Source organism: Curtobacterium sp. PhB137, from assembly GCF_003814955.1.
Lineage (GTDB): Bacteria > Actinomycetota > Actinomycetes > Actinomycetales > Microbacteriaceae > Curtobacterium.
Genome location: NZ_RKQO01000005.1, coordinates 361,560 through 377,508 on the forward strand (window position 1 = coordinate 361,560; position 15,949 = coordinate 377,508).

A 15,949-nucleotide genomic window follows, 5' to 3' on the forward strand; every position below is an offset into this window, starting at 1 on the left:
TTGCCGCGCGGAGAGCCGGCTCGCCGATTGGTCACGACATGCCGCGTGCGGTTCGCTGCGGCGGCGGGTTCTGGCGCCCGGGCCCGCGTTCAGGCGACACTTCTTGACCGCTCGGCGCCGGCGAGCGGGTGTGGGGCGGCGGTGGGCGCGACCACAGACGGACGGGAGGCCCGGTGCCAGCTGGCACCGGGCCTCCCGTCAGGCAGGACGCGCGTCTAGTACGTCGACGCGATGAGGTTCTCGGGGACGTCGCGCGCGGCGTCCTGGTCCACGAAGAACACGGTGCGCTTGCGGCCCTGGACGCCGCCGACGGGGACGTCCTCGACGGAGGCGCCCGCCAGGGCGAGCCCGAGGACCGACGCCTTCTCGGCACCGGACAGGATGACCCACACGCGCTGCGAGGCGTTGATCACCGGGTAGGTGACCGTCAGACGCTGCGGCGGCGGCTTGGGGGAGTCGTCGACCGAAACGACGGCGCGGTCGGTGACCGTGAGCTGCGGGAACTCGGGGAAGAGCGACGCGGTGTGCCCGTCGGGGCCGACACCGAGCAGCGTGATGTCGAAGCGCGGAGCGACTGCACCCTCGTACGCGGCGTCCTGCAGCTCGCGCTCGTACTGCAGCGCGGCCGCTTCGATGTCGATGCCGGCGTCGGACGCGGGCATCGGGTGGATGTTCGACTCCGGGATGTCGACGTGGTCGAAGAAGTCGGTCTGCGTCCCCGTGGTGTTGCGGTCGGCGTCACCGGCCGGCACCCAGCGCTCGTCGACCCACCAGACGTGGACCTTCGACCAGTCGACGCTCTCGCGCGCCGGCGACTGGCCGATCGCGGCGAGGACGAGGGACGACACCGAGCCACCGCTGATCGCGATGTCGGCGCGCTCCTGCTCGTCGAGCACGTCGATGATCTTGGTGATGAAGCGTGCGGCGACCGAAGCGCCGAGGGCCTGCTTGTCCGGGTGCACGAGCACCCGCCGTTCGTTGGTCACGTGACTCCCGTGTTCGTGGCGGCCGACCGGTCGTACGACCGCCTTCGGTCCGGTCGGGCCGCCTGCACCAGACAGGCGGCCCGACCGTTGTGGGGTGCTCAGCGGGCGATGGTCTCGCGCAGCTGGGGAACCCCGTGCTTGACGACGTCTCCGAAGAGGACGTCCGGGTCGAGTCTACGGAGTTCCTCGGCCAGGCAGTCACGCAGGTTGCGGCGTGGCAGCGACAGGTCGTGCGTGGGCTGACCGGGCATCGAGAGCGTCGCGACGTCCACCAGGGAACGCTCGAGATCGATGGTGCCCGACTCGCGCACGAGCTTGACGCCGTGGATGCCGCTCGACCCGGTTGCACGCGGCGACGTGGTGACCGTCACCGGCACCTCGAGCTGGAGCTGCAGCCACGCGGCGAGCAGGATCGTCGACGGGCTGTCCGACGCGCCCGTCACCTCGACGCCCGTGATGGGCTCGTACGGCGGCTGGTCGAGCGCCGCGGCGAGCTGGTTCCGCCACAGGGTCAGTCGGGTCCACGCGAAGTCGGTGTCGCCCGGAACGTACGAGGCACCGAGGGCCTCGATCGCGCCGTTCGGGTCCTTCTGCGCGGCGGCGTCGGTGATCCGGCGCTGGGCGATGCGGCCCAGTGCCGAGGCCGACGGCTGCGACGGCGCGGTCTGCGGCCACCAGGCCACGACCGGGGCGTCCGGCAGGAGCAGGCCCGTGACCAGGCTCTCCTCGTCGGTCGCGGTCTCGCCGTAGGCGCGGAGGACGATGACCTCGCTGGCACCCGCGTCGCTGCCCACGCGGATCTGCGCGTCGAGACGGCCGGGCGACTTCGTGTCGCCGTCGTTCTTCGACACGATGATCACGCGCATCGGGTGCTCGCGGGACGCCTCGTTCGCGGCCTCGATCGCTTCTTCCTCGTGGCCGAGGGCCGTCGAGATGATCAGCGTGAGGACACGACCGAGGGCGACGGCGCCGCCCTCTTCGCGGATGTGGACGAGCTTCTTCTGGATCTTCGAGACCGTGGTGTTCGGCAGGTCGATCTTCATGGACGCCTCCAGGTCCGGCCGTCGCGGGCGAGCAGGGCATCGGCGGACGCCGGACCCCACGTGCCGGGACGGTACTGCTCGGGCTGGCCCTGCGTGGCCCAGAACTCCTCGATCGGGTCGAGGATCTTCCAGGACAGCTCGACCTCCTGGTGCCGCGGGAACAGCGGCGGGTCACCGAGCAGCACGTCGAGGATGAGTCGCTCGTACGCCTCGGGGGATGCCTCGGTGAAGGCGTGGCCGTAACCGAAGTCCATCGTCACGTCGCGCACCTGGGTGCCGACGCCGGGGACCTTCGAGCCGAACCGGAGCGTGACGCCCTCGTCCGGCTGGACGCGGATGACGAGCGCGTTCTGACCGAGGGGGGACTGCGAGTTGCCGTAGACGTCCTCGGGGACGCGCTTGAAGACGATCGCGATCTCGGTCACCCGGCGCCCGAGCCGCTTGCCGGCGCGCAGGTAGAACGGGACGCCCTGCCAGCGACGGGTCGCGATGTCGAGCTTGATCGCGGCGTACGTCTCGGTGCCGGACTCGGGGTTCATCCCGGCCTCGTCGAGGAAGCCGAGCACCTTCTCGCCGCCCTGCCAGCCGCCGGCGTACTGTCCACGCGCCGTGGCGGTCGACAGGTCCTCGGGCAGCCGCACGGCGGACAGCACCTTCTCCTTCTCGGCGCGCAGGTCGGCGGCCTTGAACGAGACGGGCTCCTCCATCGCGGTGAGCGCGAGGAGCTGCAGCAGGTGGTTCTGGATGACGTCGCGCGCAGCGCCGATGCCGTCGTAGTACGCGGCACGTCCGGCGACGCCGATGTCCTCGGCCATCGTGATCTGCACGTGGTCGACGTAGTTCGAGTTCCAGATGGGTTCGTACATCTGGTTCGCGAACCGGAGCGTCAGCAGGTTCTGGACGGTCTCCTTGCCGAGGTAGTGGTCGATGCGGAACACGTCGTCGGGCGCGAAGACGCTCTCGACGATCGCGTTCAGCTCGCGCGCGGTGCGGAGGTCGGAGCCGAACGGCTTCTCGACGACCACGCGGCTCCACGAGCCCTCGCGCTTCGCGGTGAGGCCGGACAGCTTCAGCTGCTCGGTCACCACCGGGAACATCTTCGGCGGGATGGACAGGTAGAACGCGTGGTTGCCCAGCGTTCCGCGCTCGGCGTCCAGGTCGTCGACGGTCTGCTTGAGCTGCAGGAACGCCTCGGGGTCGTCGAACGAGCCCTGGACGAAGCGGATGCCCTGTTCGAGCTGACGCCAGACGTCCTCGTCGAACGGGGTGCGGGAGTGCTCCTTGACGGCGTCGTGCACGAGCTGGGAGAAGTCTTGGTCCTCCCAGTCGCGACGGGCGAAGCCGACGAGCGCGAACCCCGGGGGCAGGAGCCCCCGGTTGGCCAGGTCGTAGACCGCCGGCATCAGCTTCTTGCGTGACAGGTCGCCCGTCACGCCGAAGATGATGAGCGTGCTCGGTCCCGCGATCCGGTTCAGTCGACGATCCGTCGGCAGCCGGAGCGGGTTGTGCTCCGGGGTGATTGCCACCGGTGACATGAGTCGGTGAACTCCTTACGAGTCAGTGGGAGACGGCGGAGGCGATGGCCGCGGTGGCGGCGCGCACGTCCGACGTCGTGAGGGTGAGGACCGGGCGGCCGTGCTGTGCGAGGACACTCGCGTCACCGGCTGCCTGGGCCTGGAGGAGCTGGCCGAACGTGAACGGCCGACCCGGGATCGCCAGGTCGTCCGGTTCGTCCGCCACGATCTGCAGGAACACTCCTGTGGCGGGTCCGCCCTTGTGGTACTGCCCGGTCGAGTGCAGGAACCGCGGGCCGTACCCGAAGGTGACCGGCCGACGCGTGCGCGCCGCCAGGGCGTCGCGGAGCGTCTCGAGGTCACGGTTCGTGGTGCGGTCGACGTACGCCTGCACCGCCACGTAGCCGGTGGCGTCCAGTTCGGACAGGAGGCCCGTCACGGCTTCTGCGAGCGTCGTCCCGACCGGCAGTCCCGGCGTCGCGGAGACGGCGATGCCGTCCTCGGTGAACGCGGGTTCCGCAGGCGCGGGACGGTCGTCGAGCAGCGCACGGGTCGCGACCTTGGCGGCCTCGACGTCGGGCTGGTCGAACGGGTCGATGCCGAGCAGCCGCCCGGCGACCGCGACGGCGTACTCCCAGACGAGGATCTGACCACCGAGCGTCCCGGTGATCTCGACCTCGCCCTCGGCGACGTGGCGCTCGTCCTCGCGCGAACCGACCAGGCGGATGACCTGGACGTCCGCCAGGGCTGCGGAGACCTCGGGGGAGTCGGCGTGCAGCACGACGGGCAGCAGGCCGCGTCCGCTCTTGCCGGTCGACTCCGCGATCAGCTGCTCCACCCAGTCGCCGAACCCGACGATGTGGGTGCCGTCCGGCACGATCGCGATCTTGTCGCGCAGCGGGTCGGTGCCGGCGAGGACCGCACCGAGCACGAGCCCGGGGTTCTCGTCGAGGTCGACCGACAGCAGCGCGGAGATGGCGTCGGCCTCGTCCAGCAGCTCGGCGATGTCCGCTCCGGCGAGACCGGAGGGCACCAGACCGAACGCGGTGAGCGCGGAGTAGCGGCCGCCGACGGTCGGGTCGGCGGTGAAGACCCGGTAGCCGGCGTCGATCGCGGCGGCCTCGAGCGCGGAGCCCGGGTCGGTGACGACGACGATGCGGCCGGTGGGGTCGATGCCCGCGTCGCGGAACGCCTGCTCGTAGGCGCGGCGCTGGGAGTCGGTCTCGAGCGTGGAGCCGGACTTCGACGAGACGACGAGCACGGTGCGCTCGAGGTCCGTCGTGACGGCTGCGCGGACCTGCGCGGGGTCGGTCGAGTCGAGCACCGTCAGCGGGACGCCGGCGGTGCGCGTGATGACCTCCGGCGCGAGCGACGAGCCGCCCATGCCGGCGAGGACGACGCGGTCGACCCCTTCGGCACGGAGCGACTCGCGCAGCGCGGTGATCTGGGCGACGAGCGGGCGGGAGACCGAGACGGCCTCCACCCAGCCGAGGCGCTTGGACGCCTCGGCCTCGGCGTCCGGTCCCCACAGCTCGGGGTCCTGGGCGGTGATGCCCGAGGCCACCAGGTCAGCGACGAGCCGCGGGACCACCGAGTCGATGGCCCGCGCGGCATCGCCGCTGGCAGCGATGGAAACCGTCACTACTTGGCGCCCTCGAGCGCGGTCTTCACGGTGTCGACGAGCTCGCCCCACGAGACGTTGAACTTGTCCACGCCCTCCTTCTCGAGCAGCGCCACGACGTCGTCGTAGTCGATGCCCTGCGCGGCGAGCTGGTCGAGGACCTGCTGCGCGGCGTCGAAGGTGCCGGCGATGGCGTCGCCGTGGATCTCACCGTGGTCGAACGTGGCGTCGAGCGTCTTGCCCGGCATCGTGTTCACGGTGTTCGGGGCGGCGAGCTCGGTCACGTAGAGCGTGTCGGGCAGCGACGGGTCCTTGACACCGGTCGAGGCCCAGAGCGGACGCTGCGTGTTCGCACCGGCCTCGAGCAGGCCGAGGGCGCGCTCGGAGGCGAACGCCTCGGTCCAGACCTGGTAGGCGAGCTGCGCGTTGGCGATGCCGGCCTTCGACTTCAGGGCCTTGGCCTCGTCGGTGCCGACGGCGTCCAGGCGCTTGTCGATCTCCGAGTCGACGCGCGACACGAAGAACGAGGCGACCGAGTGGATCTTCGACAGGTCGTGGCCGGCGGCCTTGGCCTTCTCGAGCCCACCGAGGTAGGCGTCGATGACGGCGCGGTAGCGCTCGAGCGAGAAGATCAGGGTGACGTTGACGGAGATGCCGGCGCCGATGACCTCGGTGATGGCCTCGAGACCCTCGACCGTTGCGGGGATCTTGATGAGGACGTTCTCGCGGCCGACCTTCTCGAACAGGAACTTGGCCTGCTCGATGGTCTTGGCGGTCTCGTGGGCGAGGCCCGGCTCGACCTCGATCGAGACGCGGCCGTCGAAGCCCTTGCTCTCGTCGTAGATCGGCTTGAAGACGTCGGACGCGTTGGCGACGTCCTGCGTGGTGATCTCGAAGATCGCCTCGGTCACGTCGGTGCCAGCGGCGGCCAGCTCCTTGACCTGGGCGTCGTAGCGCTCGCCCTTGGCGAGGGCCGACGCGAAGATCGTCGGGTTGGTGGTCACGCCGACGACGTTCTTCTGCGCGATGAGGTCGGTGAGCTTGCCGGTCTCGAGGAGCTCGCGGGACAGGTCGTCGAGCCAGATGCTCACGCCGACCGCGGAGAGGGCGGCAGTGGGGGTGTTCTCAGCCATGTGTTTCTCTTCTTTCCTTCATCGGCCTGATGGCCGGGGTCTGGGGGACCGGGGGCGCGTGGCGGAGCCGAACCGCGCCTCCCGGCAGAAGGGCCGGATCCGGCGAACCGGACCCGGCCCCTGCGGGTCAGGAAGCCGCGATGGATTCCTTCGCGGCGGCCACGACGTGTTCCGTCGTGAAGCCGAACTCCTTGAAGAGCGTCTGGTAGTCGGCCGAGGCACCGAAGTGCTCGATCGAGACGCTGCGGCCCTTGTCGCCGACGATGTCGCGCCAGCTCATGGCGATGCCGGCCTCGACCGACACGCGAGCGGTGACGTCCTTCGGGAGCACCTGGTCCTGGTAGTTCTCGGACTGGGCGCGGAACCACTCGATGGACGGTGCGCTCACGACGCGGGCGTTGATGCCCTCGCCCTTGAGCTGCTCACGGGCCTCGACGGCGATCTGGACCTCGGACCCGGTCGCGATGAGGATCACGTCCGGGGTGCCGTTCGGCGCCTCGGCCAGGATGTACGCACCCTTGGCGACGTTCTTCGCCGAGGCGAAGACCTCACCGGAGGCGTCGCCCTCGCCACGCTCGAACACCGGCAGGTTCTGACGGCTCAGCGCGATGCCGGCCGGGCGGTCGGTGTGCTTGAGCATCTCGAGCCAGGCGTACGCGACCTCGTTGGCGTCGGCGGGGCGGACCACGTCGAGACCCGGGATCGCACGGAGCGACGAGACCTGCTCGATCGGCTGGTGCGTCGGGCCGTCCTCGCCGAGGGCGACGGAGTCGTGGGTCCAGACGTAGATCGCCGGGGCGCCCATGAGCGCGGCGAGACGGACCGCCGGACGCATGTAGTCGCTGAAGATCAGGAACGTGCCGCCGAAGGGGCGGGTGTTCCCGTGCAGGACGATGCCGTTGAGGATCGAGCCCATGGCGTGCTCGCGGATGCCGAAGTGCAGCACGCGGCCGTACGGGTCGGTGCTCCACGTCGACGTCGAGGCCTCGGCCGGACCGAAGGACTTGGCGCCCTCGATCGTGGTGAGGTTCGACTCGGCGAGGTCGGCCGAGCCACCCCAGAACTCGGGCATCAGCGGTGCGATGGCGTTGATGACCTTGCCGGAGGCGGCACGGGTCGAGACGGCCTTGTCGGTCGGGAAGACCGGCAGTGCTGCCTCGAGGTCCGCGGGGAGCCCCTTGGCGTTGACGCGGTCGAACAGCGCCTTCTTGTCGGCGTTGGCAGCAGCCCACGCGTCGAAGGTCTTCTGCCACTCGGCGTGCTGCGCCTGGCCCTTGGCGACGGCGCCGCGGGTGTACTCGAGGACCTCGGGGGCGACCTCGAAGGTCTTCGCGGTGTCGAAGCCGAGGACCTCCTTGAGGCCCTTGATCTCGTCGGCGCCGAGCGCCGAACCGTGGATCTTGCCGGAGTTCTGCTTGGTCGGCGACGGCCAGCCGATGATCGTCTTGAGGACGATGAGCGACGGCTTGTCGGTGACCTGCTGGGCGGCCTCGATCGCGGCGTGGAGCTCCACGGCGTCTTCGGAGTACTCGCCGGTCTTCTTCCAGTCGACGATCTGGACGTGCCATCCGAGCGCCTCGTAGCGCTCGGGGACGCTCTCCGAGAACGCGATGTCGGTGTTGTCCTCGATCGAGATCTGGTTCGAGTCGTAGAACGCGATCAGGTTGCCGAGCTGCTGACGGCCGGCGAGCGAGCCCGCCTCGTTCGTCACGCCCTCCTGCATGTCACCGTCACCGGCGATCACGTAGGTGAAGTGGTCGAACGGCGACTGGCCGGCCGGGGTCTCCGGGTCGAACAGGCCGCGCTCGAAGCGCTGGGCGTAGGCGAAGCCGACCGAGGACGCGAGGCCCTGGCCGAGCGGGCCGGTCGTGATCTCGACACCGTCGGTGTGGCCGTACTCCGGGTGACCCGGGGTCTTCGAGCCCCACTTGCGCAGGTGCTGCAGGTCGTCGAGCTCGAGGCCGTAGCCGTGCAGGTAGAACTGCACGTACTGCAGGATCGAGGCGTGACCGGCGGAGAGGATGAAGCGGTCGCGGCCGATCCAGGTGGAGTCGCTCGGGTCGCGACGCATCACCTTCTGGAAGAGCAGGTGTGCGAGCGGCGCGAGGCTCATCGCGGTGCCGGGGTGACCGTTGCCGGCGGCCTCGACCGAGTCGGCGGCGAGAACGCGGGCCGTGTCGACGGCCTTCCGGTCGATGGCGTCCCAGGTGAATTCAGCCACTTGGATGTTGACCCTTCTTGATGCGACATGTGCGAGGGCTCGTGCCATCGCACGGACATGTGGCCATCCCGGGGCCGAGTCGTGTCGCCGTCTAGCGGCGGCCGACCGGCTCATCGCGGCCGACGTCATCGGGGCGCGCACTGCGGGAGGGCAGGTCCAGCATAGTGACCAGCCACTCAGAAGGGGTTCAGGTGACGCCCGATGTTCACGAGTCGGGTCACCCGGGCCCTCGTCCGCCGGGCGTGTCGTGCTCCGCGGCCCGTCGTTCTGCACGGGATGTCTGCACGGGATGGGGGAGCGGGGCATCATCGCGGCGCTTCCATCACGTAAACTGTCGACGACCCGTGGACATTCCGGGTCAGCGCATGCCCGGACGCCGCCGCAGTCGTCCACCGAGTGTGCGAGCTGATGCGAACAGACTGAGGTTCCCTTGCCGACTGCCACCGTGACCAGGCCCGACACCGATCGACCCCGATCGACGCTGTCCCGCAAGGTCCGTGCGTACGTCTCGTTGACCAAGCCGCGGGTCATGGAGCTGCTGCTCGTGACCACCGCGCCGACCATGTTCCTGGCCGAGCGTGGCGTGCCGGACCTCTGGCTCGTGTTCTGGACGATGCTGGGCGGGGCGATGTCCGCTGGCTCGGCGTCGGCCTTCAACTGCTACATCGACCGTGACATCGACCGCCTGATGAAGCGGACGAGCACTCGCCCGCTGGTGACCGGTGAGCTCTCGGACCGCGAAGCCCTCGTGTTCTCGTGGATCCTCGGCGTCCTGTCGACGGCGGTGCTCGGGTTCCTGGTGAACTGGCTCGCCGCGGCCCTGAGCGTCATCGCGATCCTCATCTACGTGTTCGTCTACACGCTGTGGCTCAAGCGCCGCACCCCGCAGAACATCGTGTGGGGCGGCTCGGCCGGCTGCATGCCCGTGCTCATCGGCTGGGCGGGCGTCACCGGCTCGCTCACCTGGGCCCCGGTCATCCTCTTCATGGTGATCTTCCTCTGGACGCCGCCGCACTACTGGCCGCTGTCGATGAAGTACCGCGATGACTACGACGCCGCCGACGTCCCGATGCTCGCCGTGGTCCGCGGTCGCACCGTCGTCGGCCTGCAGGTCGTGCTGTACGCCTGGGCGACGCTCGTCTGCTCGCTCCTGCTCATCCCCGTTGCGCACATGGGGCCGCTGTACACCGTGGTCGCACTGGCCGGTGGCATCTGGTTCGTCGTCGAGTCGCACCGGCTGTACTCGCGGGCGATCCAGCACGTCGAGCACGTGCAGCCGATGCGTGTGTTCCACAGCTCGATCACGTACCTGACGCTGCTCTTCATCGCCGTGGGCATCGACCCGCTGCTGCCGCAGGTCTTCACCTTCTAGGCGCTGAGCGTTGCCGCTGGCGACGTCGTACGACCAGTTCGATGTCGTGCGACGTCGCCTTCGTCGTCGGTGCGCGTGCGCGACGGTTGCGCGCGCGGGGATGCGACGTCCTCGACGTCGTACGACGTCGAGGACGTCGTTCCGGGTCAGTGCGCGATCTGGCGCGGCCGTGGACGTGCCCACCAGGCGGCCGGGAGGCCCGTGGCGGACACGGCCACGGGCCTCCCGGCCGCCGCGTGCGAGCCCTGGCCGCAGGGCGGACGCACGCACCTGATGCGTGCGCAACGAACGACACCCCACGAGTCGATCGACTCGTGGGGTGTCGCAGAACGGGTGTTGCGCGTGCGACGCGCCCGGGCGTCAGGCGGCGTCGAGTGGTTCGCGCACGGCCTCGCGACCGGCGCTGGCGCGCGTGGCGAGCACGACCGCCGTGGTGGCCCCGACGAGCAGCCCGGCGAGCACCATGTGCGTGCCCACCAGTCCGACGGGCAGGCCGGTGCGGGCCTGGGTCAGGCCGACGGCGATCTGCAGGAACTCGACGACGAGCAGCAACAGCGCCCACTTGCTCGAGATCCGCAGTCGGACGGCGCCGACGACGAGCACGAGGGTCAGCGCGAACAGGGCGTACGCGGGCCAGGCGTGCACGTGCTCCATGACCGCGGGGTCGAAGCCCGTGCGGTGCAGCATCCCGCCGTCGACGGCCTCGTCGGCACCGGCGTGCGGTCCGCTGCCGGTCGTCAGGATGCCGACGAGCACGGTGACCACGACGGCGGCGACGGTGCCGCGGACGACGCCGGTGTACCAACCGGGAACGAGGCGGTGGCTGGTGCGGGGGCCGTGCATCGTCCGGTAGACCAGGGCCGCGGTGACCGAGGTCAGGGCGGCGGACACGACGAAGTGCAGCCCGACGACGAACGGGTTGAGGTTCGTGAGCACGCTGAGCCCGCCGATGACGGCCTGGACCGGGATCGCGACGCCCTGAGCGAACGCGAGCCAGAACAGTTCGGGGCGCGTGCGGAGCATCCGGACCACGGCCAGGAACATCGCGATCGCCACGATGACGAGCACGAAGGTGAGCAGTCGGTTGCCGAACTCGATGATCCCGTGGATGCCCATCTCGGGCGTGGAGACGAGCGAATCGGCCGTGCACTTGGGCCAGGTGGGGCATCCGAGGCCCGACGCGGTCAGGCGGACGAGGCCGCCGGTGCCGATCAACACGACCTCGACCACGAACGAGGCCCACGCCAGCGCGATGACCCGGCGGTCGACGACCCGGGGGAGCGACCACCACCGTGCGGTCCGGAGATCCTGGTCGACGGGGGGTCCGACGCGAGTCACGAGGGTGGTGCCTTCCTGTTGTTCCGTGCAGTGAACCTGTAGGATTCGAGGGTTCAGCAGCAGTCAAGTCTAGGCAGGCGCCGGCTCCGAATGGGCCGAGATCGCCGATCGATCCAGGGACTGCGTGGAACCATTGTCGTTGCGAGGGAGCAGCACCGTGTCCGCCTGTCGGCGGTCTGCGGTGGAATGGCGTCCAGACGCCACGGGTTCACACCTGAAGACGCTGCCCCGCGAGAAGGAAACGAGGAGACCATGTCCGACGTGCTCATCGACCGTCCCGAGCTCGAAGGGCTCGGGCAATACGAGTTCGGCTGGTCCGACTCCGACTCGGCCGGGGCCTCGGCCCGCCGTGGGGTCTCGGACGAGGTCGTCACCGACATCTCGAACCTCAAGCACGAGCCCGAGTGGATGCTCAAGAACCGGCTCAAGGGCCTGCAGCTCTTCGGCCGCAAGCCGATGCCGACGTGGGGTGCCGACCTGACGGGCATCGACTTCGACAACATCAAGTACTTCGTGCGCTCGACAGAGAAGCAGGCGCAGTCGTGGGAGGACCTCCCCGAGGACATCCGCGCGACCTACGAGAAGCTCGGCATCCCCGAGGCCGAGCGCCAGCGCCTCGTCGCCGGTGTCGCCGCGCAGTACGAGTCCGAGGTCGTGTACCACCAGATCCGCGAGGACCTGGAGCAACAGGGTGTCATCTTCATGGACACCGACACCGCGCTCCGCGAGCACCCCGAGCTCTTCCAGGAGTACTTCGGCACCGTGATCCCGGCCGGCGACAACAAGTTCGCCGCGCTGAACACGGCCGTGTGGTCCGGCGGCTCGTTCGTCTACGTCCCCAAGGGCGTCCACGTCGAGATCCCGCTGCAGGCCTACTTCCGGATCAACACCGAGAACATGGGCCAGTTCGAGCGGACGCTGATCATCGCGGACGAGGACTCCTACGTCCACTACATCGAGGGCTGCACCGCCCCGATCTACAAGTCGGACTCGCTGCACTCGGCCGTCGTCGAGATCATCGTGAAGAAGAACGCCCGCGTTCGGTACACGACGATCCAGAACTGGTCGAACAACGTCTACAACCTCGTGACCAAGCGTGCGATCGCGCACGAGGGCGCCACGATGGAGTGGATCGACGGCAACATCGGCTCCAAGGTGACGATGAAGTACCCGTCGATCTACCTCGCCGGTGAGCACGCCAAGGGCGAGACCCTGTCCGTCGCGTTCGCCGGCCCCGGCCAGCACCAGGACGCCGGCGCGAAGATGATCCACATGGCGCCGTACACGACGTCGTCGATCGTCTCGAAGTCGATCGCGCGTGGCGGCGGTCGCGCGGGGTACCGCGGCGAGGTCCGGGTGGACCCGGCGGCGCACCACGCGGCGAACACCGTGCGGTGTGACGCGCTGCTCGTCGACACGATCAGCCGGAGCGACACGTACCCGGCGATCGACATCCGCGTCGACGACGTCCAGCTCGGGCACGAGGCCACGGTCTCGCGCGTGAGCGAGGAGCAGCTCTTCTACCTGATGTCCCGCGGCATGGCCGAGGACGAAGCGATGGCGATGATCGTCCGTGGCTTCATCGAGCCGATCGCCCGCGAGCTCCCGATGGAGTACGCGCTCGAACTCAACAAGCTCATCGAGATGAGCATGGAAGGATCCGTCGGCTAGATGTCCAGCACCACCCCTCCCCACATCGACCAGCCGATCGAGCCCGCGGCACCCGCCCAGGGTGCCGAACAGCACGGCGCCGGAGCCCACTCCGACGGCGGCTGGGACGCCCCGGACAAGAAGATCCCGGTCCAGACCCGCTCCGAGCGGTTCCAGTCCGGCGACCTCGACGCGTTCCCGACCGTCACCGGGCGCGAGGTGAACTGGAAGTTCGCGCCATTGGCGAAGCTCCAGCCGCTCCTCGACGGTGGTCTCGACGGATCCGCCTACCGGTTCCTCGCCCGCCAGTCCGACGGTGCCGACGTCGAGTGGGGTCGCAGCGACGACCCCCGCGTCGGGACCGCCGGTCTGCCCGAGGACCGTGCAGCGGCCGCTGCGTGGTCCGCGCGCGACGCCGTCCTCGCCGTCACCGTCAAGGCAACCGAGGCGCACGAGTTCATCACCATCACGCGTTCCGACTTCGGCACGCAGCCCCGAGCGGCGCACACGGTCATCACGGCCGAGCCGCACGCCCAGGGCATCGTCGTGCTCGACAACCGCGGGAGCGCACTGCTCAGCGAGAACATCGAGATCGTCGTACAGGACGGCGCACGCCTGACCGTCGTCAGCCTGCAGGACTGGGACGACGACGCGGTGCACGTCTCGACGCACTTCGCCGAGGTCGGCCGCGACGCCTTCCTGAAGCACGTCGTGGTCTCGCTCGGCGGCGACGTCATCCGGGTCAACCCCTCGACGCACCTCGGTGCGCAGGGCGCCGACACCGAGATGTACGGCGTGTACTTCGCCGACGCCGGTCAGTACATCGAGCAGCAGGTCTACGTGAACCACGACGCGCCGAACACGCGCGGTCGGGTCAACTACAAGGGCGCGCTGCAGGGCAAGGGCGCGCACACCGTGTGGATCGGTGACGTGCTCATCGGTCGCGCCGGTGACGGCACCGACTCGTACGAGCAGAACCGCAACCTCGTGCTGACCGACGGCACCCGTGCCGACAGCATCCCGAACCTCGAGATCGAGACGGGCAACATCGAGGGCGCCGGCCACGCGAGTGCGACCGGTCGCTTCGACGACGAGCAGCTGTTCTACCTGCAGGCCCGCGGCATCCCCGAGGAAGAAGCGCGTCGGCTCGTCGTGCTCGGCTTCCTGGTCGAGGTCATCCAGAAGATCGGTGCGCCCGAGCTCGAGGAACGACTCATCGGCGCGGTCGAGCAGGAGCTCGCCGAGGGACGCTCGGTGATCGTCGCGCCGGCGGAGGCCGACGCCTGATGCCCACGAAGGTCTGCGCGGAGTCCGAGATCGCGGTGGACAGCCCCATGCGCGCCGTCGTCGACGGCACCGCGGTGGCCATCGTGAAGGACTCGTCCGGCACCGTGCACGCCATCGGCGACACGTGCACCCACGGGGACATCTCGCTGGCCGAGGGGTTCATCGAGGGCGAAACGCTCGAGTGCTGGGCCCACGGCTCCCGCTTCTCGCTCGCCACGGGGAAGCCGCAGAACTTCCCGGCGTACGAGCCCGTCCCGGTGTTCCGGGTCGAGGTGCGCGAGGGCGACGTCTACGTCGACGTGCACGACCCCGTGCCCGTCGACTGACACCGCCTCCCGGCCCCCACACTTTCCGCGGCCCGTCCGCGACACGACAGAAAACCGAAGGAACCCACGCAATGTCCACTCTGGAAATCCGCGACCTCCAGGTCTCGATCGACACCGATCAGGGCACCAAGGAGATCCTCAAGGGTGTCGACCTCACGATCAACGAGGGCGAGATCCACGCGATCATGGGGCCGAACGGCTCCGGCAAGTCCACGCTGGCGTACACGATCGCCGGTCACCCCCGGTACAACGTCGTCGGTGGCTCGATCACCCTCGACGGCGAGGACGTCCTCGCGATGAGCGTCGACGAGCGCGCCCGTGCCGGCATGTTCCTGGCGATGCAGTACCCGGTCGAGATCCCCGGCGTGACGGTGTCGAACTTCCTCCGCACCGCCAAGACGGCGATCGACGGCGAGGCCCCGGCCCTGCGCGGCTGGATCAAGGAACTCCGCCAGTCGATGGCCGACCTCAAGATGGACTCGTCGTTCGCCGAGCGCAACGTCAACGAGGGCTTCTCCGGTGGCGAGAAGAAGCGCCACGAGATCATGCAGCTCGAGCTCCTCAAGCCCCGCTTCGCCGTGCTCGACGAGACCGACTCCGGCCTCGACGTCGACGCGCTGAAGATCGTGTCCGAGGGCGTGAACCGCGCCAAGGCCGCGACCGGCCTGGGCGTGCTGCTCATCACGCACTACACGCGCATCCTCCGCTACATCAAGCCGGACTTCGTGCACGTGTTCGTCGCGGGCAAGGTCGCCGAGCAGGGTGGCCCCGAGCTCGCCGACCGCCTCGAGAACGAGGGCTACGACCGCTACGTGCAGGCCGCGGCGGCGTCCGCCGCAGAGGCGCAGGCCTGATGATCGCGGCACTCGCCCCGGAGAAGTTCGACGAGGTCGTCGAGGGCCTGAAGGAGGTCCAAGACCCGGAGCTCGGCGTCAACATCGTCGACCTCGGCCTGATCTACGACCTGGCCTGGGACGACGAGGCCTCGGCGCTCGTGATCAGCATGACGCTGACGAGTGCCGGCTGCCCGCTGACCGACGTCATCGAGGGCGACACCGCGAACGCCCTCGACGGCATCGTGGACGCCTTCCGCATCAACTGGGTCTGGATGCCGCCGTGGGGTCCGGAGCGGATCACCGACGACGGGCGCGAGATGATGCGTGCGCTCGGGTTCGCGATCTAGTCGCGACCACACCGCAGACGGGAGGCCCGGTGCCAGCTGGCACCGGGCCTCCCGTCTGTCCGTGGTCGCGCCACGCGCGGGGCGCGCCGCCGATCGGTCGCGACCGCCCGCTCACGTTCGCCGAGTGGTCACGTTCTGTCGGCCGACCGCGCTCCGGGCGACGGAAGGTGACCACTCGGCGTCCGGCTGGAGGGGAGTCGTGACCGACCCACGGCCCGCCGCCCCGCACGCAGCGGACGCAGAACGGCCCCGCACCGATCGGTGCGGGGCCGTTG

13 protein-coding genes are annotated in these 15,949 nt (G+C 69.5%); 6 read left to right on the forward strand and 7 right to left on the reverse strand.

Going from position 1 to position 15,949, the window contains the following annotated elements:
- Nucleotides 1-215 precede the first annotated feature (215 nt).
- The 6 genes from pgl to tkt all read right to left on the reverse strand — a co-directional run bounded on the left by pgl (nt 216) and on the right by tkt (nt 8,518).
- On the reverse strand, nt 216-986 hold the full coding sequence (gene pgl, locus EDF28_RS08280; protein WP_111083960.1) for a 6-phosphogluconolactonase: 771 nt from the start codon (nt 984-986) through the stop codon (nt 216-218).
- A 98-nt stretch (nt 987-1,084) separates the two neighbouring features.
- Nucleotides 1,085-2,029 (reverse strand): glucose-6-phosphate dehydrogenase assembly protein OpcA, encoded by a 945-nt coding sequence (locus tag EDF28_RS08285; RefSeq protein ID WP_111083961.1) that lies wholly within the window; start codon nt 2,027-2,029, stop codon nt 1,085-1,087.
- The gene (zwf, locus tag EDF28_RS08290; protein WP_111083962.1) at nt 2,026-3,564 is read right to left on the reverse strand and encodes a glucose-6-phosphate dehydrogenase; all 1,539 of its coding nucleotides are present in this window, start codon (nt 3,562-3,564) and stop codon (nt 2,026-2,028) included. The genes EDF28_RS08285 and zwf overlap by 4 nt, the downstream gene beginning before the upstream one ends.
- Before the next feature lie 22 nt (nt 3,565-3,586).
- Nucleotides 3,587-5,185: a glucose-6-phosphate isomerase gene (locus EDF28_RS08295; RefSeq protein ID WP_123937845.1), complete on the reverse strand. Its 1,599-nt coding sequence runs from the start codon at nt 5,183-5,185 to the stop codon at nt 3,587-3,589.
- The gene (gene tal / locus EDF28_RS08300) at nt 5,185-6,297 is read right to left on the reverse strand and encodes a transaldolase (protein WP_123937848.1); all 1,113 of its coding nucleotides are present in this window, start codon (nt 6,295-6,297) and stop codon (nt 5,185-5,187) included. Before tal ends, EDF28_RS08295 begins: the two co-directional genes overlap by 1 nt.
- A 127-nt stretch (nt 6,298-6,424) precedes the next feature.
- Entirely contained in the window at nt 6,425-8,518 is a 2,094-nt protein-coding gene (gene tkt / locus EDF28_RS08305) for a transketolase (protein WP_123937851.1), read from the reverse strand.
- A 445-nt stretch (nt 8,519-8,963) separates the two neighbouring features.
- Here tkt and EDF28_RS08310 point away from each other — a divergent pair, with 445 nt between their 5' ends.
- Nucleotides 8,964-9,890, forward strand: a complete 927-nt coding sequence (locus tag EDF28_RS08310) for a heme o synthase (protein WP_111083966.1) — start codon at nt 8,964-8,966, stop codon at nt 9,888-9,890.
- A gap of 360 nt (nt 9,891-10,250) precedes the next feature.
- On the opposite strand, the gene EDF28_RS08315 is transcribed toward EDF28_RS08310, so the two are convergent.
- Nucleotides 10,251-11,228 (reverse strand): heme A synthase, encoded by a 978-nt coding sequence (locus EDF28_RS08315; protein ID WP_111083967.1) that lies wholly within the window; start codon nt 11,226-11,228, stop codon nt 10,251-10,253.
- A gap of 252 nt (nt 11,229-11,480) precedes the next feature.
- Between EDF28_RS08315 and sufB the strand changes: the two genes are divergently transcribed.
- The 5 genes from sufB (at nt 11,481) to EDF28_RS08340 (ending at nt 15,674) form a co-directional block, all read left to right on the forward strand.
- Nucleotides 11,481-12,899, forward strand: coding sequence for a Fe-S cluster assembly protein SufB (sufB, locus tag EDF28_RS08320; protein WP_111083968.1), 1,419 nt, complete (start codon nt 11,481-11,483; stop codon nt 12,897-12,899).
- Nucleotides 12,900-14,165 (forward strand): Fe-S cluster assembly protein SufD, encoded by a 1,266-nt coding sequence (gene sufD / locus EDF28_RS08325; protein ID WP_123937853.1) that lies wholly within the window; start codon nt 12,900-12,902, stop codon nt 14,163-14,165.
- Nucleotides 14,165-14,491 (forward strand): non-heme iron oxygenase ferredoxin subunit, encoded by a 327-nt coding sequence (locus EDF28_RS08330; RefSeq protein WP_123937855.1) that lies wholly within the window; start codon nt 14,165-14,167, stop codon nt 14,489-14,491. The genes sufD and EDF28_RS08330 overlap by 1 nt, the downstream gene beginning before the upstream one ends.
- 71 nt (nt 14,492-14,562) lie before the next feature.
- On the forward strand, nt 14,563-15,345 hold the full coding sequence (gene sufC, locus EDF28_RS08335; RefSeq protein WP_111083971.1) for a Fe-S cluster assembly ATPase SufC: 783 nt from the start codon (nt 14,563-14,565) through the stop codon (nt 15,343-15,345).
- Nucleotides 15,345-15,674 (forward strand): metal-sulfur cluster assembly factor, encoded by a 330-nt coding sequence (locus EDF28_RS08340; protein ID WP_111083972.1) that lies wholly within the window; start codon nt 15,345-15,347, stop codon nt 15,672-15,674. Before sufC ends, EDF28_RS08340 begins: the two co-directional genes overlap by 1 nt.
- Nucleotides 15,675-15,949 lie beyond the last annotated feature (275 nt).